This window comes from Sphingomonas sp. STIS6.2, assembly GCF_000732685.2.
Taxonomy (GTDB): Bacteria; Pseudomonadota; Alphaproteobacteria; order Sphingomonadales; family Sphingomonadaceae; genus Sphingomonas; species Sphingomonas aerolata.
In genome coordinates this window covers 70,388-92,659 of sequence record NZ_JPDP02000006.1, presented here as the reverse complement: position 1 = coordinate 92,659, position 22,272 = coordinate 70,388, and the positions used below count along the sequence as shown (strand labels likewise).

Here is a 22,272-nt window from a genome sequence, read left to right as displayed (position 1 = left end):
ACACGGGCAGGTCGACGGTCTGCGCAGCAAGCGCATGCGTACAATCGCCGAGAAACTGGATCCTGCCGTCGGTGACGAACGAATGACACGTTGCGGGCGGGGCACCGTCAACGCCCGCGTCAGAGCCGTTGTAAGTGACCAGTATCGACGGGGTGAATGTGGGCGACTCCGGGTTGCCGTTGTATCCCCAGCGAGGGCCCGGGCCATCGCCTACCGTCACTTGATGCGCGCCATCGCATCCGGGACACCAGAACAGCAGACCGCCATTCTGAGCGCCTCGCAAAACCGGGGACAGCCGGCTCATGCTTCGTCGCTCGACAGCTTCAGGCCGGCAGTCGTTGCCATATGCACTGGCCCGCCGATAACCGGCACGCCTACGGGCCAGCGCGATGCGGTGAGCCGGCCCTTTGCGATCCGTGTAACGGTGACGGCGTTGCTCTGATTGCCGCCGAGCACATGGTAGGCCGTCGCATCCTCGCCGACGTAGAAGCCGACGTGACCGCCGCCTGGGCGATCGAAGACGAGGACAGCACCGGGGGCGAGGCGCTCAGGCCGCAGCCGGCTACCCCAGGTCGCCCAGCTCTTCGCTCGCGCGGCGATCTTGACCGGCTCGACGCCGACGGCGACGAGGCATGCTGCGACGAAGCCACCGCACCACGGCATCTCGTCGTCTTTCCAGATCACGCCGTTCCATTTGCGCGCCGAGTTAAGGAACGCGATCAGGGCATTGTTGTGCGTGCGCCCGACGATTTCGCGGGTACCAAGAAGCGACCGGGCATGGCGAAGCCACGCCGGCGTTGATGCCGTCGTCATGATTATTTCCTTCGATGTGAAGCTATTGGGCAGCTTGGCTGTTATCGACGGGCCGGGTTTCTTAACCTTGCCCGGCCGGCCCGCCACGAACCCCTCCCGGTTGGGCGGGCCGTTATTCCACCGGCTTGTCGGTATCGATCCCGAACACTGTGCCGGCCTTTTTCAAGTAGTTTTCGGCAATCTTAAAGATGCCTTCGCCAAGCACACCGAGCCCAGCGCCGTAGAGCAGTCCGCCAAGCGGCTCGGGCCGCTGCGAGATGACGATCGCGATCGAGAAGGCGAGAGCGATGCCGGACACCGGGATATCAAGACTCCAGCGGTGTTCCTTGCGGACCGACTGCGCGGCACCGATCCAGAAGCGCGCCGCGCCGCAAGCGAAGACTGCGGCGATCATCCCCGCGACCTCGAATGGATAACCCAAAAAATGCCAGATTACCGGTGACGATGTTGCAATCGTCGGGCCTCTTTGGACCATCGCTGCCGCAGCGACAGGTAGTATAGCCGCCATCGTTGCGCCCCCTTTGTAGATGCCCCCGGTACTGATCATCGCGTTGACACCACCCCGACTGCGGCGAGGAAGGTCCCCAAGCCAAGCCAAAGCATTCGTCGGATCATCGGCCACGCCAGCCACATGTCGATCGCAAAGGGTTCCTTGCGCTGCTGCTCGATCATGCCGGGCTCGGAGCAAATGTAGAGCCCGAGGCCCGAGAGGCCGAAGGTGACCGCGAACGGATCGAACAGCCGCTTTACCGTCGCGTAGAAGCCGGACGTTACGGGATCGCGCGCATCATAGCCCCAGAGCGTCAACGCTTCGGCACCGCAGCGGACCGTGATGGCACAGGCAAACAGGATGCCGAGCGCACGGTAGATCCAAGCTGGTGACAGCCAGGTATCAAGGTGGCGATGCTTACAGCCGTCTCCGACCAGCTTCATCACCACCATGAGCCCGACGAGCGTTCCGATCGTCATGACAGCAAGGTTGATGACGACGAGCCAACCCATGCCTTCGAAGCTGGGTTGCGCGATCGTGCGGGGGCCATTCGCGACCGCCTGGGCCGCGAAGCTCGTATTGCTCATCGTTGATCCTCTCAGGGGGTTGGCGCTTGGCCTAGAAAAGCGGTCTCGACATTTCGCCGGCAATGGCCGGGCTTCTCGCCAAGCAGCACAAACAGCAGATCGATGACTGGGGCGATCAGATTGGCCCACCATGCGCCTCGCATCTGCGCGCGGCCGACATAGCTGCTGATTGTCTCGTCTGCCGAAGGGCAGGCGTCGGTGATGTGTAAAATGTAGAACAGGCCGACTATCACGACCTGGGCAAGCTGATCGACCGATACGAGCAGCTGCTGCGCTACATCACGCAACCGCCGCATTACAGACCTGCGATCCGGTCGGCAGTGGCCTTAGACACGTAACCCTTCTCGACGAGATAGCCGACACCTTCCTGGGTGCGGGGATCTTTTGGATCGATGCTACCGGACGCAGACTGCGCGCGATCGTAGATCAGCTTGGCCATCGGGTCAGACATCGTAGCCGTGACGATTGCCACCTGCTCACCGAGCGGGAACAGGTCGACCCATTGATTGAAGGTGTAGAATATGAGGGCAGGCGTAGCCGCGTCACTAGGTACCAACCTGCCATCAGCGACGATCCAATCGCGAGGATCAATCGCGGTGTCATACTCTATGTATGCATAACCGGATTCCGGATCGGGAACGATATCAGCAGAAAATGTGCCGATCACTCGACCGGTTTCGGTCTGATAAATAGCCAGATGCTTCATAGCGCGGTCCAGTAGACAGAGAGGGCCGGGTCTCGGATGATCGACCAAGTCCGCTCGGTAGCCCTGACAGCGACCCTCCAGCGTATGGTCAACTCACCGAACGTATTCAGAACCCGGATTGTGTAATTATCCAATCGGCCTGTGCTGCCAAAGCCGCTTTCCGGCAGCGGAACCGTAGCCAAGATCCCGTTGTCCGCGGCGTTCATGATCTCAAATGTTGGCTGGGTGTCGCGTGTCCCGTTCGTTTGCCCGCCGATAAAGCCCGAGAAGGCGATGTATATTGATCCACCCGACCGGATGAACATGTCCGCGCCGAGGTTCGGGATGTATTGCTTACTCGCCTGTCCTGCGCCGCCGTACGAACCCGCTACCGAACTGGCGGTCGTGGCGGTCATGGTCGACCGATCAAGTGCGCGGATCGTCACCGTGCCGTTGAAGATCGCGTTGCCGTCGACGAACAGATTGGCGCCGATGTAGAAAACGCCAGCCGATCCGTCAGACTTCGACAGGCTGATCTGGGTGCTGCCGTCAGGCGTCGTGCCCGTGACCGACCAGAAGACACTGGTGCGGCCATCAATGCCGGCGATGGCGCCGGTCTGTTGTGCGATGGTCGCGGCGCTGCCGTTGTATTCGGCCCGCAGCTGCGCGAGCGTCTGGGCTACAGCGCCTGCCTTCGCGTCGGCAATTGCGGTAGCGCGTTCTTCGATGCGTGCGGTCAGCTGCGTATTCGATGTATCTACACGACCGTTTACATAATTGACCGCATCGTTGAGCGGGCTTCCGACCTCCTGCCGAAATTGCGCTTCTAGAGTTGCCGTTCGGGATGCCGCAGCATAACGGTTTGGCAGGTCAGCTAATACATCTTCGCTGAACTTGATCCGCGCATTCACGTTCGCATCGACTTGGGTCAGCCGATTATTGACGTCGTCCGTAAAGTTATTCAGCGCGCTAGGAGCTTGGCGCGACATCTGCGCCTCAAGCGTGCTGGTTCGCCCGACATAGCCTTGCTGGTCGGATGACAGGCTGGTGATGCGCTGATCGTAGCCGCTGAGGGTAAGATTGACGCCTTGGAACCGGGTCGAGACGCTCGTTGACAGATCGGCGACCGATTGATTGGCCGTTGCCGCGGTTGTTGCCGCTTCCCTGATCGCGGCGTCAGATCGCAGCTGGATAGCACGGCCGCTGCCCGGTGACCAATCGTTCCAACTGTTTTGGCCTTGCCGGGCCGCCCCAATATACGGCCGCCAGAACCAAGCGTAGCTGTCGCCCTGACCCTCATAAGTATCGTTCTTCCGCATCAGCAATCGGGCTGCCACTGCGCGCAAAGGGGCCTGAACAGCGATCAGGCCGGACCGCTTGAACAGGTTCGGATCGTTTGCGAACTTCTCGGTGGAGGTATTGCGGTTGCCGTTGACGAACTCGAAAATGACGCCGTCCGATCCAACCCAGCCGAGAAAAGCCTGGGTGTCAGCACGGTGTGAGGCGAACATAGCAGAGAATTGAACGAACGATCCGCTGACGATCGCTACCGGATCGGATATCCAATCAGCATACGCGTCGGCACCGCCAGCTCGCCCCGCCTGATAGATCGAGAGGACATTTTCGCCGACCGGATGATACGGCGCTCCGGCAATGTTGATCCCATAGATGGGTCGGCTAGGATTGTAATTTTCCGACCAACCGTCGGTAGTGACGAAATCGGTATTGCTGAGCAGATTGCCGCCACCGCGGGACAGGCTGCTAGTCACTTCAGTCACAGATTGCGCAGCGGCGCTGTCACGTTCAATTGCGGCGGTGTCGACCCGGCGGATTTCGGACCTCACTTCCGTGTCGTCATAGCCTCCGCTGGCCGAGATTGTCTCGATCTGGCGAGCAAGCGCCTCGTCGGCATCGCTAAGCGCATCATACTGCTGGCTAATCCGAACGTTGGTTTCCGCATCTAGGCCATGAAACTCGGTGACGACCTCTTCGATGCGCTGGGCGATCGAACGTCGCGCGTCCGACAGGGCGATAGCCTGATCCGCGATGCGGGAGTTCGTAGCGGCATCGAGGCCTTCGTATGCTGTCGCCACATTCTGGATCGCGGTGGCAAGCGCACTATCACCATCGGCGCGTACAAGGTCGATACGCTCGATCAGGGCCTGAACATCTTCGCCGTTCGGGCCGGTGCCGCCCGCCGCGATCGCGTCGACACGTCGCGTCAGGTCCTCGGCGACGCCCTGGGTTCGATCAATCTCGGCCGCAAGATCCAGCACGGCACGGTCGAGCTTGGTCTGAGCTTCTGCGATCCGCCTATCTGCCTCAGCGACGGCAGCATTCGCCTGACTGGATACGGCCTCAATCCGTTCGCCGGCACCTGTCACCGCCGCATTGATCGCGGGAATAATATTGTTGTTCAGGTCATTCTGATACGCCTGGGCAGCTGCCAGCTCCTCAAGGAACGCGTCGGCCGGCTTGCCCCCGACCGCGTTGGTGTCCTTCGACGTGTGCTCCCCGGTGACGTCGGCGTTATTGTCTGGCTTCGTACCGGTTGGATCGGTCACCGAATCCCATTCGGCCGTTGTCGCCGCTTCGTCGATCGCGAGGATCAGCGGGTTATTCCGGCTGTCATAGACGATCGGTTCAGCCGGCTGAACCGGCGCGGCGTCGTCGGCATCCCATGCGTAGATTGCGGCATTCTCGACGGTCAGCGTCATGTTGCAAACACCGCCCTGACCAAGCTCCTGATCCTTGATCCGGAACAAGGCGCGATCGAAGCCCAATGCCGCAAAGGTGAACGGCACGACATCCCCGACGCCGTATTTCCACGCGCGGATGTCGAACGGCGCCGAGAACTCGCGTGGATACTGTTTGCGCTGCAAAATCTGCTTGGCGATCCGCTGCGCCTGACTGGGACTTTCCACGACGCCAAGATCGAGCGGAAAGATGCGATCCTGCCCGTCGAGGCTGGGCAAGCGGATCTCGGGATAGTCGATCAGCTGATAGAGCGAGTTCGCCGTCGCATCGACATACTTGCCCCGCACGACGTTTGGCGTGGCTTCCAGCGCTGCATCCGGGTCCCAGGTGAAGGCGCCGACGACGTCGTCATCGTTAAGCCCGTCCTCGGTAGCGGCTGCCGCAAGATCATTGTGAGCGACAACGAGCGACAGCTTGCCTCCGGTATCCCGGAAACGGGCGCAGCAGGCGGTGCAGAGCATGTCGAGCACCGTCTTGGGATCATCACCCTCGGAAACGACGCCAGCGCCGTGATAGCGCGGTTCCTGACCGCCTGCCGACCGGTTGACCATTTCGTCGGCTAGATTGGCGGCAATGGCGATCGACGCCAAATTGATCCGCCGTGGCGGCACGCCAGAGCCGGTCGCAAGCTTCAGCGTGCCAGTCGACGGATTGCGGATCCGCCACCCGAGCACGACGCGCAGGATCTGCAACGGCAGGTTTTCGCCGATCGTCACGCCGTCGTCTGTCGTGAACCGCCACGTCGACTGATCATCGGCACGCATCGGACCGTTGCCACCGGGCACGGTGCTGTCACGGCGCGGATCGTACAGCTTGGCGCCGCGCCCGATCACAGTGATGCGGCTCGGCATGCCCGACACAAATGGGCTTTCAGCCTTTTTGCTGTTGCCAGTCAGTTTGAAACGCCAGTGCGAATACGCGCACCCCGTTAGGCGAGCACCTCGATTCCACTTGCCCGAGCCGAGCGTAAAAGCGTTCGCCGGGCTGCCGTCCAGGATGATATGCGGCACCGTGAAGTAACCGACATATTTACCGACGACGCCAGTCGCGCGCGACCATGCCATTGTCGTCTCGAACCAGATCTCGTCGATCGCCTCGCAGGCGTGGCTCGCATGCAAGACAATCCAGTCGCAATATTCCTGATCCTTGCCGGACCACTCCTCATACCGCACCTCGACAGGCATGGCTGTCTGCCCGAGGACGGTATGCCGAAACGCACCCGGGTTGACCGATGCGCTCAAACGATCGGTCTGCGAGGCAGGAACCTTTGGGGTCTTTTGAAGCAGGCTCGCGGCAACCGTCAGACCGCCCGAGACGAGGAACAACGTACCGGTCGAAATGCCCGCGACAGTCAGCGCGCCGGCGAACCCCGGAAGGGCTACCGCGCCGACCCCGGTCGCAACTAGCGCAACCGCACCGACAACGAGTGCGGCGGTCTTAAGTGCTTTTGCCATCCGTCAGACGCCGTAACGGACGCGCCACGCGCGTGGGGCATCCCACGCGGCGCGATCGATACGGATCAAGCCCTCGCGTTCACCATCACGGCCGACAGCGATCAGGAAGGCACCGAAACACACTCCAAGCAGACCAGACGACATGACGATATCGCCACGCTGGGCAAGGCTTGCGTCAACAGCTTCGAACTTTGCGTCGAGCGTCGACGCAAGATCCCCGCGGCCGACGCTGCGCAGTGCGCGCACGGATCCCCGTGCGGTCGAATAGCGACCGCGGAATTCAGGGATGGGATCGACCCCCGTCATCGCCTCAACGGCACCGGCCGCAAAGGTGCAACAGTCATGCTGCCCCCAGACGAAAGCACGCAGCCGCAAGGGATCGAGATACGCGGCGAGCCGCGTCTCCCAGTCGGGTTTCCGATACATGTTTGCTCCGTCAGCTGCGCTTGGAGGCGCCGTTGGCAATGGCGATGGCGAGCGCGGCCGACTGGTCGCCCGGATCGTAGCTTTGCTGGTCGAGATAGGTGCGGTTCGAGGCCTGCCCGAAAAACGCGAGGTAGGACTCGACTGACATGTTGATAACTTGGCCCGTGCGGTCGCCGCTGATCTTCGGCACCGACATATAGCCGGTATAGAAACTCCAGATCGCACCGATGCGCGTCATGTCATGCGGATCGAGCATTGCTCTCCACAGTCGACAATCGCGACCAGCCCAGTTCGAGCGATTACCGATCTGCGTCATCAGTTCGTCGTCGACGCCGGCGAGACCGGACAACTGCAAGGTCAGCGTCTCGGTGCCGCCCTCGCGCGCCTTCACCGGTCCGACAGAGACGACACGCGGGTCGACGGCATCGAACGTGAAGCCGTCGAGATCCTCGTCGCCCGTGTCTGCGAATGTGAAGCTGTAGGGCGCATTCGTTACTCGGATCGGCTCGCCCTTCAGGTCTAGAAATGCGAAGGTCACCGGACGCCGGACCGAGGCTGCGAGCGCAGCCTGCGCGCTGATATCGGGGCGGCTATCCATCAGAAGGCCTCCTCGCACTTGAACGTCACGGCATAATTCTGGCCGATACCGACTTTCCAGCCGCTACGCGGATCCGACATCACCATGACGGCATAGGGCCGGGTGACCTCGACAGCGGCAGCATTCGCGGGCGAGAACCGAAGGTACGGCTTGAACTTCAGAACCGCGGTGCCGCTGGCATCCGCGACGACGTCGGCCTGTAACATCAGCAGCTGATCGTTCACGGTGAAGAACTGACCGCGACGAAGCTTCAGCCCGGCCGCGCCCCAGCCTTGCGTAACGAGCTGATGCGCGAACTGCCCGGCACCCTTCACAGTGACCGTGACGCCCGTGATCTGGGGACGTTCGCAGGCGATCACACGGAAACTATTGGCGATGCCGTCGCAGTCCACGACGAACGCCCGCCAGTCGAGCACCCGTGCCTCGCCGATGATCGGTGGCAACGTGACCTCAGCGTACCAGCGCGGCGCCTGCGCCAGCAAAGTGGCACGGCGCCTACCGGTAAACTCGCCACGGTTCGCTTGCCCGGGCTGATCGATATCCCATGCGATGTTCGCCGCCACCGGGGCGGCAGGCATACTGATTAGCATCAGATGGGCGCTCCAGGTAGCTCGGGACGATTCAGGCGACGGATGGTACGGTTTTCGGAACCGGCCATGATTGGCTCAGCTGCCGCACTGACGGTGCGGAAGGAGACATTCTCCATCCGCGCGTCGAATTCGGCCGTAGGGCTGATCCTGATGTTTCCGTCGACCAGCAGCATGTCTCGGCGCCGATTGCTGCCGTTGACCGCATCGGGAAGGCGAGGGGATCGCAGGCTCGGTAGGTTCGGACCACTAAGCGAACCGCCGGTGGCATATCCCGGCAAACGTCCCGAGTTGATCGCATGCAACAGCGGCAGGTTCTTCTTGGTCGCAGCCGCATTGACGATGAACTCGTCGGTCGACACCCGTATAGGACCGCGCCCATTGCCGAGGATGGCGAGGATGCTGTCCGACGTGCCTGTGCCCGGCCCCTGAATGAGACCACCGGGAGAACCGCCCTCGGCGAAACCGGGTGCGTCACCGATCTGCCCACCACCGGCAAAGCCGAAGCCCCCGCCGATCGCTGCGACGATCGCCTTTTGCACCGCAAGGCGGGCGAGGTCGGCAACGATGCTGCCAACGACCTCGCCCGCTATGCCTTTCAAATGCAGCAAATTCGTCACCGCACTTGCGGTTGCCCGCGAGCCTGCATCTTCCAGCGCGCCAAATCCGCGCACTGCGGCATCCTCCACTCCGCGTCCCATATCGTCCGATGCAGAGCGAAGACGCTGGCGATACTGATCGAGCGGTGCAGCATTTGCGCGATCGGCCTGTTTCTGCTCGCCGCTCTCGATCGCGGGCAGCCGCTTCAGATCATCTATCGCAGACTGGACCTGGACCGGATCCTGCGAGGTATCGCGCAGACGTTCTAGTGCCTTGCGGCGAAGAGCCTGCTCGGTTTCAAGTATCTGCTGCGATACGGTGCGGCGCTCGCTTTCCGTCGCCGCCAAACCTTCACTGATGCGCAGCAGGGTCACCTTGCCTTGCAGATCAGCCTGCTCCACATCGTAGCGCTGCTCGATCGCGCGGGTCGCCCGCTCGGTCAGCAGGTTTGCCAGGCGCTGCGTCTCGGTCGCATTGTTGAGCGCCGTTAGATGCTCTGCCTGCGCGGCGTTGATCTTGCCGGCGCTGAGATCGTTGGCGATGACGCGGCGATTGGCGGTCGCCTCGGCCGCGATGTCTTCGGCGAGCAGGTTTTCGCGCTTCTGCTCGGTCGCGGCCGTTTTGCGGGTCGCCTCGATCAGCTTACGCCGTGCCTGCCGCTCGTCGTTCGTATAGGCGCTGTCGTCGGTCAGTACCTTCTGCCGGGCGCTCTCTTCCCGCTTGGCGACGGTCTCACGAGACGGGCCGGCCTTGCCGAAGGCGACATGGATAACGCGTTGCGCCGGTTCGTCGATAATCTGCCGCAGGGAGACGCCCTGCTTGCGGAAAGCCTCGCGCAGGCTGGCAATGCTGATCCCGGGACCATAGGCGACATCGACGGCCTGTCCGCGCTCGTGGTCGCTGGTACCGGGCTTCGCTACTGGACCCTTGTGCCGACCAGCGAGGAAGTCGGCATATAGCTGTGACTGACGTTCGGTGCTGCGGGTACCGCTGGTAACACGGCCCCCGATCGATGCGACGATCGAGCGCGCCTCGTCGACATTGACCGTGCGGCCCAGCTGGTTGTTGTTCGGCGTGCGCTTCGAGGCGCTCTCGCGCGCCTGGGCAGCTTCGACAGCCGTCTTCTTCTCCGCCTCCAGTTGGCGGAGGCGGAGTTTGGACTCCGCACCGATCTGTCGACCTAGACGCGCCTCTTCGCGCTGCTGATCCTTCAGCGCCTTGATACGATCGTCGTAAAGCTTGGTGACGCGCCGGATCGGGTCGATCGAGATCGCCGCCTGTTCGGCTGCCAGATCAACGCGAGTGACGTTCAGTTGGCGCTCGGCGTCCGCAACTGCCTTGTTCGCCGCGACGCCTTGCTTGCGCAGATCGACGACGCGCGCCGCCTCTGCCGACTGCTGGATCGATACGGACGATGTGCCGCCCGTGGTGATGCTGAAGCCGTCGCGTGCAGCGATGGCATCAGCGAGGCGCGCGGCGGTCGTCTGCCTGATCGCCAGCGCCTCGTCGCGCTTTGCCCGTGCCGCGATGTTCGCGCGTTCGGCCGACGAGCGTTCGTTTGCCGCGGTATCGCGCAGCGCCTTGTCCTGATCTTTCAGCGCAGCTGTCAGGCCGTCTACCGATTCGGCGAACCGCTTTTTGGCGCGCGCCGTGATCTCGCTCTCCGCAGCGTCCTCTTTCAGCTTGTCGACCGCCTTGTCGGTCGCATCCCCGAACTCGAACATGCCCTTGGTCACCGGCCCCAGCACGAGGAGCGCGGCAGTGAGGGCGAGACCGTAAGGGCCGATCATGAAGCGGGCGAAGCTGCCCGCCTTGCCTTCGATGTTGGCGAACTGACCGGCCAGCTGGCCACCTTGGATGGCGACAACCGACAGGACATTCGCGCCCATGCTCAGCTGCGTGAAGGTGTCCTGGACCTGATAGGACACGCCCTGCATCGCCGACCGCATTGCGCCCGCGCTGTTCGACGCGCCGCGCTGGCGAGTGGCGAGCAGCTGCGCCCCGGCGCCCGCCTGGTTCAACTCGATTTCGACGCGCTCTAGCGCCCCGGCCTCGCGCGCCAGTTCAGTGGCATGATGATCGGCTTCGAGGGCAGCGGCCCGCGCGGCCTGGACGTAAAGGCGCGTTCGCTCGGTTAGTTCGCCTTGGCCGACCGACGCGCGCTCCGCGGCTTCCGCCACCAGCCGGGTCGCAAGCGCCTGCCGCTGCGCATTGTCAGCAGCCGCACGCGCATCAGCCGCACCGATGTTGACGCTCCCGCGAACGGTGGGCGCCTCGATCGCCTTTGCGGCCAGCTTCTGGATGTCGCTGAAGCTTTCCTCGAACGCACGCTGCGCGCGATTCGCGGACTCCTCCGCCATCTTCGCAAACGGCCCGAACCGCTTGCCCATGTCATTGACCGAACGGTCGACATTGTCCGCCATCTTGGCGGCACGCTGTTCGAATTTGGCAAGCGGCTGCTCGCCCTCGGCGAGGTGGCGCCGCAACAGTTCGGTCGCAGCGTCCACCTGAAGGAGGAGCCGTTCGGTATTGTCCGCCATGGCTACCCTTCTTCATCGGGTACGCGGTTCATCCGCTCATACCCATTCATCGCGTCCCAGAATTCGGGCGGGGTCGCCGCCCAGAATTCACGCGGCCGCCACCCGAGAGCAGCGGACGCGGCGCCCATCAGCCGCCGGCGGGGGCTTCGTCGGTCGTCGTCGTCGTCGCCAGCGGCTTCAGGTTTCCCTCGGTGTCGTACCCGCCGTTGACCGCGATCGCGAGGACGCCCCCGACCGTCTTCATGGCCTCCAGCAACCCGCCGTCGCTCGCCATGATCAGCTTGGTCACGCGCGGAGCATTCGAGCGGGCGGCACCGTCGTTCTCGGTCTCGCGGCCGAACGCGCGGATAAGTTCGCATGCGATCTGCCCCGTTTCCGACATCGAAAGTTCCTTACGGATCGCGGCGCCGGCAAGGTCGACGAGGCCGCGACCCAGCGTCTTCTCGATGGCGTCGAGCGCCTCGAACGACGGCCGCAGCCCCATCACGGTACCGTCGAACACGAGCGATGCTTCGCCCCGGTCGCTGACCGGGGCACGATTGCCGTCCATCACTCGCCTTCGCCACCCGCTGGAGCCGCCTCGTCAACGGGTGCCGCGTACAGCTGCCGGATGGCGTCGATCGCGGCCGGATCGGCTGCGATGGCACGCGGCAGTTCCGGCCCCGGCAATACGCCGTCTTCGAGGAAGGGCCGCAGCGCGCGTGCGGCCCGATCGGGGCCGGCGCTCAACAGCATCTCGATTTCCTTCTCACCGCAGCCCGTTGCCGCGATGAGTTGCTTGTCGAGATCGTTGGGACGGGTCGTCTTGCGGGACTTGCCCGCCAGTTTGATCGGCATCGGTGTTTCCTAGGTTGAAAAGCGACGGGGGAGGGTGGTCAGGCGCGGATCAGGTCAGCGCGTCGACCGTTGGCGCTTCGGCGAGCGTCAGGGTGACACCGACGGTCACGCTCGTGCCCTGATTGAAGCTCGTGTCGTCGAGGCCGGTGTACATGACCGCTTCGAACACGACGTCGCCGCTCGCGAACGGCTTCTTGCGGATCTGGTACATCTCGGTGCCGTTCGCTTTGTCGAGCGTCTCCATCCGGGTGTAGCCGGTCGGATCGGGCAGGGACGGGATCATGTCCTGCTTGAGCGTCAGCGTCCGGAGACCCGGCTGCTGCGTGTCATAGCCCTCGGTGTCCTTCGTCGCGTTAGACGAGAAGTTCTTACCGCCATTGCGGGTCAGGTTGCCCTGTCCGGCCGGCTGACTGAACGTGGTGCCGTCCGCTCCGCGAACGAACAGTCGATAGTCATTGCCGAGTTTCTTCGCCATGCGTCTTCTCCCATACGAAAAGCCGCGCCGGCGAGAGCGCGGCGGGCTGTTGAAAAGTTGTGAGCGCTCAGTCTGCGAGCGCGAGAAACGTGAAAGACGACAGGCCCGAATAGGTGCTGCCGTCATCGGCGAGCACTGCCTCGTCGTCGTCAAACGAACCCGACAGCGTCCAGCCATCGGCCTCGAAGGTGACGCCGTCGAGCGCACCCTCGATCTCGTCCATCAGCGCCAGCAGCGGCGCGCGCTCCTGCGCCTCGATCAGCGTGACGATCGCGACGGTCACTGAACGGTCCGGCGAGGCAGCCTTACCGCCGAGGCGCGCACTGCGCATGTCACCGATGACGACGATCGGCAGCGGAGCATTGTCTGGTGCGTCCTGATACACCGTCGCGGTGCTGACCGCTTCAGCCAGGGCGCGAAATACCGCTGCCTCGACTACGGATTTCGCGTCACTCATCGCCACCACCTGCTGCGTTTGCCAGCGCGCGACCGAAGATCCCGCGCAGGTTCTGATTGAGGGTGCGGCGAAGTTCCGGGAAACGGCCCGTCACGAACCGTTTCCCCTCGCTGCCGCGCACCTTCATCCGGTACCGTTTGGTCAGTTTCGAGCTGGCCCGGCGCAGGCGACGCTGCACAAGCACGACCTGCGCCTTGCGGCCAAGATCCTGAATACGCCCGTAGAACAGCGGGTCGGCGCCGCGACGGGTTTGGAGCAGGCCGATTTGCAGGCGCAGCGTCCGCGGAAAAACTTTGTACGACTCTCCAGCGACGAGCCGTCCCGACTTGCGCGGCGTGCGTGCCGCCATCACCGCGGCGATCTGCCGGCCTGTGACGTTGAGTTCGACGATGATCTCGCCGCGCACCGTACCGGGCAGCTTCTTGAGCAATCGCCGCGTACGGATCAGGCCGCGGATGTTTGGACGGCGTGCCATCAGACTTTCTTCGCCTCAACGGTCATCACCAGCCCGTCGCGTTCCTCATTCGGCGCGAGGCTCCGGATGTTGCCTACGACCTTGCCGATCAGCGCATCGGTCCATGTAATGCGCATCTCAGTCGTCAGGCCGGGGCGGGCGCGAACGGTGACGCGCCAAAGCTGGGTCGAACGCTCGACGAGGTTTGCCAGCGCCTCGCCGCCACGCAACGCGATGCACTCCGCCCACACGGTTCTGACCGGCTTCCATGCGTCCTGACCGGTCGCCTGCGTCCGGCCCCCGCGGCCGTTGTCGATCAGATTGGCCTGTTCGAACGTCACGCGGGTGCGCAGCGTGCCTTCGTCAAGCCCTGCCATCAGCGATAGACCTCGAAGGACGAAAGCAGCATTTTAGCGGCTGCGAACGATGCCTCGCCGGAACCGCGGTTCCGGTAAAGCTCGGATGTCATCATGAGGATCGCGGTGCGGATTGGCGCCGGGACATCATTATAGCCGGCACGGTACCGGATGCGCAGACCCTCCGGTGCGGCAGCTGTCAGCGTGGTCGAGCGGTACCGGAAACTGACGGCGATGCCACTGAGCGAATAGGCAGCCGGCTCCATTGCTTCCCATCCGGCGCTCGCCTGCGTTTCAACCGCCAAGAGATCGACGATCGGTCGGTAGGGAAGCTGGACGACGGCACAGCGCAACGGCATCGGCAGATAGGCTTCTAGCGTCTGCATGCCGATGGCCCGGCCCAGCCAGCCCTCAGGGCCGTCGAGCAACCCCGTCGCCGTTGCGATCAGGCCCTCGACATAGTCCTTCTGCGTATCGTCGCCGTCGAGCTTCAGATGCTGTTCAGCCATCTCCCAGGTCACAACTGGGGCAGGGGCTTCGACGACGACGACACGCATGATCAGCTCTTCGTCTTCGGGGCGGGGGCCTGCTTGTTATCGTGCGTTGGGGCCTGCTTGCTCTCCGGCGCAACGGCTTCCTTCTCGCCACCGGCAGGCGAGGTCGACGTTTCGACGGGGACCGCGGCCCGCGCCTGATCGCGTTCTTGGGTAAGCTTCACGATGTTTTCCTCATGCTGCTTGTTGAGCCCGACGACCGTGCCAAGCTCAGCCTTCAGGCGTTCGATCTCGACGTTGGCGCCCTTCAGCAGGTCGACAAACTCGACCACACGAGCGCGGGCGGCGTCGCGTTCGTCAGTCAGCACCACGATCGTGTCGGTGTGCTTCGTGACCGACTCGCGAAGCGATTGCAGGTCAGCGATGTCGACGACGATGGTGCGGACGGGATTTTCGTCGGCCTCGGCTTCGAAGCGGGGCTTCCACTCCTTGATCTCGGCAGCAGTGGCGGCGCGGACGATACCGACCTTTTCCAGATCCTCGAACCGCTGCGTCGTCAGGTCGGGGATGATGTCACCCTCGTCCTTGCGTCCCCGATCGCCGACATGAGCGACCAGAACATAAGCCGTTTTCATTTCACGTTTCTCCCGAAGGAGGGGGGCGCATTGGCGCCCCCCTCGTCAGATCACAGCAGGGTGCCGCGAACCATTGCCGCCGCACGCTTCACCGCCATCGCGAGGCGCTTCTCCGCGCGGATGGTGAGCATGTTGCGGATGAAGTTGTCGCGGTCCTGATCCGAGATCCGGACCTCGGTCTCCATCCGATCGAAGATCTGGGCGGCGAGCTTGAATGCGCCGACCAGGAAGTTTGCCGCGCCGATGCCCTTCGTCGGCACGACGGGACGGCCCCAGAGCGTCGGACCGGCAATCCCCTGCGGGTTGGCGAAGATATACCCGCCAGCCGCATCCTTGGTCAGTTCGATACCCGTCCATGCGGCCGGGTGCAGCACGATGCCGTCCGGATCATAGTCGGCCAGTTCGACCTGAAGGATCGCGAGGCGAAGCTGATCGATGCGGGTCGCACCGGCGACCGTGATCGGTGCCGAGTAAGGCGTCGCCTGCGGATAAAGCCCGTAGACGTTCTGGCCCTGACCATCGCCGAGCAGCAGCTGCAGATCCTCGGCGTCGTCGAGACCGTAGCGCAGATCGCCATCGATCAGGCTTTCCAGCTGCGGGATGTCGTCCATCGCCTGACGCGATGCCGGCACCCAGTGCGCGATGGTGCGAACCGGCGCGTTCGCCACTTCCCAGGCATAATTCGACTCGGGCTTCAGCGCGCCTTCGGCGACAGGCGCGGCACTGTTCGTGCGCGTGATCTGGCGGGCGTACTCGATCGAATTGCTGGTCGTACGGCCGGGCGTCAGCAGATCGCGGATCCGCAGCTTGCGCTGTGGCATGCCGACGATCCCGGCCTGACGATCGGGCACGATGAGGGCGGCGCCCGAACCGGTCGCGCTGGTCACGGCCTTGACCGACAGAGTGACAGTGCCTGAGGCACCATTGTCAGCGAACGACTTCAGTTCGGGGCTTTCGCCGACCTGCTGACCGATCGACTTGTAGCCGTGATCTTCGTCGTTCGGGCGGCGCGCATCGAACTTCTGCGCAAGTTCGGTGACCTCGGCACGGATACCGGCCAGATCGACCAGCGCCTTGTCAGCCTTTTCCTTGGTCTCGGTCGAGATCTTCTCGCCGGCTTCGCTCTTGGTTTTGAATTCGGTCGCGAAGCCCTTCACCTCTTCGAGTGCGCTGGCGAGACGCTGATCGAGCGTCGCACCGGTGCCGGGACCTTCCTTCTTGCCGAACTCGCGGGCGAGCGGGATCGAAGCCGCGGTCATGGCCGCAGCGGAAGTCATCATGTTCATGCGGTAATCCTTGTTAGGCGGACTTCAGGGAGAAGCCGGCCAGGGTGTCCGTCAAAGCCTTGAGCTCTGGTTGTTCGTCTGGTTCGCGATCGGACTCCCTCCGCCGCAATTCGGTCAGGCCGTGGGCGACGACGCCCGCGGCTCGAGTTTTGGAGAACCCTAACTCCCTCAGGGCCTTCTCCATTTCGCGCTCGGTCGGCAGTTCGCCGTGGGCGAGCTTGAATTTGACGGCTTCGACGCGTGCGTCGTCGTTCGCCGGGAACGTCACGAGGCTGATCTCGACGAGGTCGAGTTTGGTCAGCGTCCGGATGCCGGTCTTCTCGTCGTAGCTGCTCTCGCGAACCCAGTAGCCGATGCTCAAGCCGGTCACGATCTTGCGCTTGACCAGCGCATGCGCCTCGCGAGCTTGGGCGACATCAGCGATCAGCAGTTCGGCCTTGCCGGCGAGGCCCTTCTCGTCCTCGCGCAGATTACTCCATGCGCCGATCGGCTCGCCCGCGCGATGCTGCCACAGCACCGGGACCGGCCGGCCCTTCGCCTCCAGTTCCTTCAGGCTGTCCGTGAACGCACCGGGTGCGACGATCTCGCCGTAGCTGTCGACGACGCCCCAGACGGAGCCGTAACCGTCGAACGTGCCGTCATCACCGATGGCCTTGGTCGTGAGATCGAAGTCGCGGACCTTCAATGCTCCGCTATGTTTACGCCCGAAGGCGGCGGGAGTGTGCAGCAGCATCAGTTGTTCTCCGAACGAACGAAGGGATCTGTACCTGTGATCCACATCGGGGAATGAGTTGCGCCCCAGCAATTGAACCAAAGATCGCCGCCACTGGCGACAACCGCGGCCAACTCTTCCGGCGACAGCCGCCACTTGCTCAACACGTTGGTTTGACCGTCTAGGTCGCGATAACGGTGAACATAGAGATCATAGACCGTTCCGGCCGCCGCATCCTCAGGCGTGGGCGCGGTCAGAACAAGGTTGGCCTCGGGAAACGGTATGGCGACGGCCATTGTCAGCTCTCCACTTGCGGGCCGCTGATCTGACCCAGCATCAAATTGACCTTAGCCGCGATCAGCGACTCCAGATCGCCGCCCTGGACGCCAAGCATGCCGAACAGCGCCGATCGCAGCTGCTGCTCGGACGAACTCCCGCCGCCCGCGCCCAGCTGATCGAGCCGGACGAGATTGGATTGCACCGTGAGGAACTCGCCGCCTGGACGATGATCAAGGTTCTCGCGCGACCGCATCTCGTTGCGGTCCATCACGCCATTCTGCCCGAAGGCTGAATAGAGGGCGGCACGGGCAGCGCTGTCCGCCGCCAGTCCGGCCTCACGATTGAACTCGGGATACACCTTGCGGCGTTCGGCGACCGGCAGCAGCTGCTTGCGCGTTTCCTGCTCGATGCGGCGCAACAGCGGGTTGAGGCGCAGCGTCTGCCAGCCGAGCAGCAGCTGCTCGATGCCGGATCCCCACATCGTCTGCCCTTGCGCGGCGTGACCGATGAGGACCGGCAGCATACCGAACCAGCGACACATTTCCTCGACGTCCCAGCGACGGCTTTCCAGCAGCTGCGCATCGGCGGGCTTCATGGTCAGCGGGACGAATTTGAAATCCTTCTCCAGCGGCAGGACCTTGCCCGCCATGTCGCCGCCGGTGAATTCGCCAAAGATATCGACCAGATCGCGGCGCTGCTCGGGCGTCAGCTTTGCGGCGCCGGTCTCCATGAAACCCGAGACCTGAAGGCCGTTCGAGAATGCCGAGTTGGCGACCCGGTTCGCTGCCAGGGCGGCACCGATCGTCCTGCGCCCGAATTCGACCGCCGACAGGCCAACGTCACCGCCGAAGTTCATGCCCTTGATGTGGAACACCTTCTCGGCAGGCAAATCCTCGGTCCGGCCACGATCCCGGTACCGGTACATCTTCACGCCGTCTTTGCGGAATGGCTCCATCTGAGCCGGGTGGACCCGCAACAGCGACGTGACGCGCTGACCTAGCCGCTCGATCAGCGCGTAGCTGTTGCCCCACAGGTCGATCGATGCCGTCTGCCCGGCCCAGAAGTCGAACGGCGTCTGATCCGCGTTCGGCGACTCATGCAGGAGATCATAAAGCCAGTGATCATCACGCGATACACGCCCGCCGGTCGGGCTCTTGCTGTACACGCCGCAGCCCATCGAACCGACCAGTTCGGACTTTAACCCAATGCAGGCCCATGCCGTCGACAACCCTAATGTGGTCTGCGCGTTGACCGAGCCTCCGCCAAGATCGCGTCCTAGCTCGATCTTGATGCGCGTCGGCTCGTCTTCCGGTGCGCCGCTCAACTTCGCGGATTCGCCGTCCGAGATATACGCGGATGACGCACCCGTCACATACGACCAGGCGGTCGAAAGCCAGCTACTCATCAGGCCGCTTTCAGCGCGGCAATAAAGTCGTCCACGCCGTCGCCTCCTATAGCTTCCGGATTAAGTATCATGAGCGTCGCGGCCGACATCATGGCCGCGAACGGGTCGATCTTGGCACTGGCCGACTGCTTCGTGATCGCCACGCCGCTCGTGCCGCGCGGCTCCTGCTTCACGTTGCCGATGCACCACGTCATCAGCTTCGATCCGCCATGCCGGACGGTCCGCGCTGCGCACTTGCGCGCAAGCCCCTTGATCACGCTGGTGAGGCGCCAGCCTTGCTGGATCGCCTTCATCTGCGCGTCCTCGAAACCCTCGCTCGCAAGTTTGTCGACGATCGCCGCGACCCCGGCGGGATCAAGCCCGACAGCATCACGGTCAGGCAGCAGACCAGCGTCACGCACCGCCACGAGAACGGCGACGACACCTTCAACATCGGCGCTAAGGTCTTCTTCCTCGGTCTCGTCGTCGCCCTCGCCAATCAGGCCAAGGTCGGCTTCGTCGGGCATCTCGCACCGGGTTAACGTGCCCTCGGCGACAAGCTCGTCGAGGATGGTGACGATATCAGGCCGACGTTTCCATACGATCGACCATGCCCACGCATGACACCAGATCAGCCAGCGCTTGCTGCCCTTCTCCCGGCCGATCAGGCACAGGCCCAGAAGATCGTCCAAACCGCCACCATCGACGCCCGCAACGATGACCTCGCTACGGGCGATAAGGTCGTGGAGCGAGAGCGCCGGTACCGCGCAGCGCGGCCAGAACTCGGCACCCTGCCAACGATCGCGAGAGAGCCGCTGACCGATCTCGACGTTAAGATACTTCGCCAGCACGATTTGCAGCGAGGTATCCCCGTCCTCACCCCGGCCCTCTTTGACCTGCTGGATTTTGCGCTGGATGAAACCGACCGACTGCGACCGGCCCAGGTTGGGGTTCGTGACGTAGTAATTGGCAGGATCGAGATAGGACTCGTCATCGCGCATCGCCTCGGGCCACTCGTAGAGCATTCCGAAGCTGCGCGGATCCTCGATCTTCCCGTCACGGATCCCGCGAAAATAGTCGAGCTTATCCTTGAAGACGCCGCGGGGCCTCTCGTCGCTATGCGTCGTCAGGTAGATGACGAAGCCTTCGGGCCGCGACGCAAGGCCACCGGTGCCCTCTTCGAGCATCGACTCCGCGTTGTTCTGCTTGCCGAAGATCCATAGCTCGTCGACGAGCACGAACCCGGCCTTGCTGCCGCCCACCGTGCCGGTGTCGGCCGCGATCACGCGGAGTTCGGCGCCGGTGACCCGGTGCTTGATCATCCGCTGGTTGTCGACGACGTGCAGCAGCTTCTTCAGCTTCGGGTCGATCCGCACCATGGCAGCGGCCGGGCCAAAACTGTTCGCAGCAACCTTCTGCGTAGGCGCAAGGATGCTTAGCGCCGCGTCATGCCGCCAGTTGCGAATGAGCGCGGTGAGCATGATGCCTGCGGCGATCGTCGACTTACCGTTCTTCTTGCTGATCAACAGCAGGAATTCTTCGATCAACCGCTGTCCGGCGTTCGCGTCGTAGGCCCCGAAGATCGCCCCGACGAGGTCGAAGACGAACTGTTCGCATGCCTCGCCGAACGTCGGCTGGCCAGCCACGTCGACCATGCGGAGCGACTTGAAGATGTCGAGCGCCGCTTCAGCCTCAGCTGGGAACAACGGCGCGAATGGCACGAGCGTTTCTCGCTCGACGATGCGCCTTTCCCAGTCAGGGCATGCCGTCGTCCAGAGCGGCGGTGGCAAGATTAGACTGCTCAATTGAGCAAGCCGGGCGGCGGGGCAGGCGGTTCATACAACCCACGAACGTTCTGCGCATCCTCCAACGCCTCTTCCTTTTTGCCGCGCGGCTTCACGCGGGGCGGACGGGCGTGGTTCGATACGCGATCCGACAGGTCGTCGAGGCGTGCCTTCTCCAGGCGGCGGGCCAATTCCTTCTCAGCCGCCACGCTGCCGGACTTCGCCAGCTCATTGAGCCGGCTGAACTGGACCATCTCATAGCGGATGGCGGCAGCTTCCCGTTGTGCAAGCTCGGAAGAATAATGCTTGCGCAAAGTGGGGACCGACACCCCGATTGCCGTTGCCGCCTGTTTGACCGTCAGACCGCGCACGAATGCCAACAGCACCTTGTTGGAGTTCGCAGCGGACCACGAATGTTCGGGCCGCCCACGGCCTTCCTTGGCCGGAAGAACGGCGTCGCCAAATAGGTCGACCTCCGAAAACTTCGCTGCGGCCAAAAAAAACCTCCAAATGAGAACGATAGCGGTCTAGCGGCCGGCGCCCTTGGCGACTTTCGACCCCCCCCTTCCCTCGGATCAGGCGAGGCCGCGCCGCTCCTGCCGCTGCTTCGTGCTGTCGTGGCACGGCTTGCACAGGCACTGGAGGTTGCCTTCATCCCAGAACAGCCGTTCGTCACCGCGGTGCGCACGACGATGATCAGCGACCAGTTGCGACGTGTCGCCCTCGACCTTGCCGCATCCCGCCATCTGGCAGGTGAACATATCGCGGACGAGCACCGACATGCGCAGCTTCTGCCACCGCGCCGTCTTGTACCACCTGCGCCAGCCCTGCCGATCTCGATCCCGATCGAACGCCTGACGATCACCCGGCAGGTACGTCAGCCGGGAGGCAGGCGCGGACAAACGCGGGGGCAGGCTCTTCAGTCGGCCCATGCGCTTGCACCTAAACAGCGAAGGGCGGCGAGACCGAGGTCGCGCCGCCCTTCGAGGGAACCGGTAGGGATGCTACGTTGAACCCGAAGGCCCAACCCAGCGTGTCAATAAATAGGTGGTTTTGATGCGATAGGACCACAAAAGAATGTTGCCGCTACGCACTTTCAGCCGGTTGACACACCAACACTAGGGTTTCTGCGGTTCACAGCGTGGCAAATGGCAGTGATGGTGCGCGAATAGCGCATCTGGACGCCAGTGACCCCCATGCGGATGCCCAACAGCGGCATAAGCGAGCGCCATGGTATCTCCCGACGCCCGCGCGCCAGTTCACGGATAGCCAGCCCGATCAGCTTGCGATCGTTTGGCGCGACCGCATCGAGCCAGCCGAAGGCTTCGTCCATCTCGGCGATCTCAGCGCGCGTCTGCGATGCAGGCCGAAGCGTGACGTCGCCACTGGTCCCGTCACCACCGCGCGCGTCATAGTCGCCAGCCCAGACATCGCGACTGATCTCCGGCCAGGCGCAACGCAGCGTCTGCCAGCCGCGTTCGCGATCGGGATAGCGCCAGCATGTCAGCATCGCCTCGACCAGCCGGTCCTGCACGTCATCGAACGACATGAAGCCCTGTGGAAGGACGGCTCCTTCCATCGG

General features: G+C 63.3%; 28 protein-coding genes. All 28 read right to left on the bottom strand.

Annotation, left to right across the window (positions count from 1 at the left end; translation table 11 throughout):
• Positions 1-304: DUF6527 family protein (locus sphst_RS21020; protein ID WP_107045045.1), on the bottom strand; the 304-nt coding region annotated here is incomplete at its 3' end.
• Complete coding sequence (locus sphst_RS01390; RefSeq protein WP_199848879.1) at positions 301-900, bottom strand: TIGR02594 family protein; 600 nt, start codon at positions 898-900, stop codon at positions 301-303. The genes sphst_RS01390 and sphst_RS21020, both read right to left, overlap by 4 nt.
• Positions 901-925: 25 nt before the next feature.
• Positions 926-1,360 carry a hypothetical protein gene (locus sphst_RS01385; protein ID WP_051916170.1) on the bottom strand — a complete coding sequence of 145 codons (435 nt, stop codon included), beginning with the start codon at positions 1,358-1,360 and terminating at the stop codon, positions 926-928.
• Positions 1,357-1,890, bottom strand: coding sequence for a hypothetical protein (locus tag sphst_RS01380; RefSeq protein WP_031392937.1), 534 nt, complete (start codon positions 1,888-1,890; stop codon positions 1,357-1,359). The genes sphst_RS01385 and sphst_RS01380 overlap by 4 nt, the downstream gene beginning before the upstream one ends.
• Before the next feature lie 11 nt (positions 1,891-1,901).
• Positions 1,902-2,186 carry a hypothetical protein gene (locus sphst_RS01375; protein WP_031392936.1) on the bottom strand — a complete coding sequence of 95 codons (285 nt, stop codon included), beginning with the start codon at positions 2,184-2,186 and terminating at the stop codon, positions 1,902-1,904.
• Positions 2,186-2,596, bottom strand: coding sequence for a hypothetical protein (locus tag sphst_RS01370; protein WP_031392935.1), 411 nt, complete (start codon positions 2,594-2,596; stop codon positions 2,186-2,188). Before sphst_RS01370 ends, sphst_RS01375 begins: the two co-directional genes overlap by 1 nt.
• Positions 2,593-6,786, bottom strand: a complete 4,194-nt coding sequence (locus sphst_RS01365; protein ID WP_031392934.1) for a hypothetical protein — start codon at positions 6,784-6,786, stop codon at positions 2,593-2,595. Before sphst_RS01365 ends, sphst_RS01370 begins: the two co-directional genes overlap by 4 nt.
• 3 nt (positions 6,787-6,789) lie before the next feature.
• Complete coding sequence (locus sphst_RS01360; RefSeq protein ID WP_043156102.1) at positions 6,790-7,212, bottom strand: DUF6950 family protein; 423 nt, start codon at positions 7,210-7,212, stop codon at positions 6,790-6,792.
• Between the two features lie 10 nt (positions 7,213-7,222).
• Positions 7,223-7,810 (bottom strand): hypothetical protein, encoded by a 588-nt coding sequence (locus sphst_RS01355; RefSeq protein WP_031392932.1) that lies wholly within the window; start codon positions 7,808-7,810, stop codon positions 7,223-7,225.
• A complete protein-coding gene (locus sphst_RS01350; RefSeq protein WP_159043451.1) occupies positions 7,810-8,400 on the bottom strand; it encodes a hypothetical protein in 591 nt (196 codons plus the stop codon). Before sphst_RS01350 ends, sphst_RS01355 begins: the two co-directional genes overlap by 1 nt.
• Complete coding sequence (locus tag sphst_RS01345) at positions 8,400-11,357, bottom strand: phage tail length tape measure family protein (RefSeq protein WP_267895097.1); 2,958 nt, start codon at positions 11,355-11,357, stop codon at positions 8,400-8,402. The genes sphst_RS01350 and sphst_RS01345 overlap by 1 nt, the downstream gene beginning before the upstream one ends.
• A 182-nt stretch (positions 11,358-11,539) precedes the next feature.
• The gene (locus sphst_RS21600) at positions 11,540-11,665 is read right to left on the bottom strand and encodes a phage tail assembly chaperone (RefSeq protein ID WP_159043449.1); all 126 of its coding nucleotides are present in this window, start codon (positions 11,663-11,665) and stop codon (positions 11,540-11,542) included.
• Positions 11,665-12,087, bottom strand: a complete 423-nt coding sequence (locus tag sphst_RS20160) for a GTA-gp10 family protein (protein ID WP_159043448.1) — start codon at positions 12,085-12,087, stop codon at positions 11,665-11,667. Before sphst_RS20160 ends, sphst_RS21600 begins: the two co-directional genes overlap by 1 nt.
• Entirely contained in the window at positions 12,087-12,374 is a 288-nt protein-coding gene (locus sphst_RS01335; protein WP_031392993.1) for a hypothetical protein, read from the bottom strand. Before sphst_RS01335 ends, sphst_RS20160 begins: the two co-directional genes overlap by 1 nt.
• A gap of 49 nt (positions 12,375-12,423) precedes the next feature.
• Positions 12,424-12,849, bottom strand: coding sequence for a hypothetical protein (locus sphst_RS01330; RefSeq protein ID WP_031392992.1), 426 nt, complete (start codon positions 12,847-12,849; stop codon positions 12,424-12,426).
• Positions 12,850-12,916: 67 nt separating this feature from the next.
• Complete coding sequence (gp17, locus tag sphst_RS01325; RefSeq protein ID WP_051916184.1) at positions 12,917-13,306, bottom strand: tail completion protein gp17; 390 nt, start codon at positions 13,304-13,306, stop codon at positions 12,917-12,919.
• Positions 13,299-13,736, bottom strand: coding sequence for a hypothetical protein (locus sphst_RS01320; RefSeq protein WP_159043447.1), 438 nt, complete (start codon positions 13,734-13,736; stop codon positions 13,299-13,301). Before sphst_RS01320 ends, gp17 begins: the two co-directional genes overlap by 8 nt.
• Positions 13,737-13,780: 44 nt before the next feature.
• A complete protein-coding gene (locus sphst_RS01315) occupies positions 13,781-14,137 on the bottom strand; it encodes a head-tail adaptor protein (RefSeq protein ID WP_031392990.1) in 357 nt (118 codons plus the stop codon).
• A complete protein-coding gene (locus tag sphst_RS01310; protein ID WP_031392989.1) occupies positions 14,137-14,673 on the bottom strand; it encodes a hypothetical protein in 537 nt (178 codons plus the stop codon). Before sphst_RS01310 ends, sphst_RS01315 begins: the two co-directional genes overlap by 1 nt.
• Positions 14,674-14,675: 2 nt before the next feature.
• Complete coding sequence (locus sphst_RS01305) at positions 14,676-15,245, bottom strand: hypothetical protein (protein ID WP_031392988.1); 570 nt, start codon at positions 15,243-15,245, stop codon at positions 14,676-14,678.
• A 50-nt stretch (positions 15,246-15,295) separates the two neighbouring features.
• A complete protein-coding gene (locus sphst_RS01300) occupies positions 15,296-16,531 on the bottom strand; it encodes a phage major capsid protein (protein ID WP_031392987.1) in 1,236 nt (411 codons plus the stop codon).
• Positions 16,532-16,544: 13 nt separating this feature from the next.
• Complete coding sequence (locus sphst_RS01295) at positions 16,545-17,264, bottom strand: HK97 family phage prohead protease (RefSeq protein WP_031392986.1); 720 nt, start codon at positions 17,262-17,264, stop codon at positions 16,545-16,547.
• A complete protein-coding gene (locus tag sphst_RS01290) occupies positions 17,264-17,539 on the bottom strand; it encodes a hypothetical protein (protein WP_031392985.1) in 276 nt (91 codons plus the stop codon). The genes sphst_RS01295 and sphst_RS01290 overlap by 1 nt, the downstream gene beginning before the upstream one ends.
• A 2-nt stretch (positions 17,540-17,541) precedes the next feature.
• Positions 17,542-18,927, bottom strand: a complete 1,386-nt coding sequence (locus sphst_RS01285) for a phage portal protein (RefSeq protein ID WP_107045040.1) — start codon at positions 18,925-18,927, stop codon at positions 17,542-17,544.
• Complete coding sequence (locus sphst_RS01280) at positions 18,927-20,696, bottom strand: terminase large subunit (protein ID WP_031394127.1); 1,770 nt, start codon at positions 20,694-20,696, stop codon at positions 18,927-18,929. The genes sphst_RS01285 and sphst_RS01280 overlap by 1 nt, the downstream gene beginning before the upstream one ends.
• A gap of 11 nt (positions 20,697-20,707) precedes the next feature.
• Complete coding sequence (locus sphst_RS01275) at positions 20,708-21,187, bottom strand: hypothetical protein (protein WP_031394126.1); 480 nt, start codon at positions 21,185-21,187, stop codon at positions 20,708-20,710.
• Positions 21,188-21,265: 78 nt separating this feature from the next.
• The gene (locus sphst_RS01270; RefSeq protein ID WP_031394125.1) at positions 21,266-21,622 is read right to left on the bottom strand and encodes an HNH endonuclease; all 357 of its coding nucleotides are present in this window, start codon (positions 21,620-21,622) and stop codon (positions 21,266-21,268) included.
• Positions 21,623-21,786: 164 nt separating this feature from the next.
• Positions 21,787-22,269, bottom strand: coding sequence for a hypothetical protein (locus sphst_RS01265; RefSeq protein WP_043156851.1), 483 nt, complete (start codon positions 22,267-22,269; stop codon positions 21,787-21,789).
• Positions 22,270-22,272 lie beyond the last annotated feature (3 nt).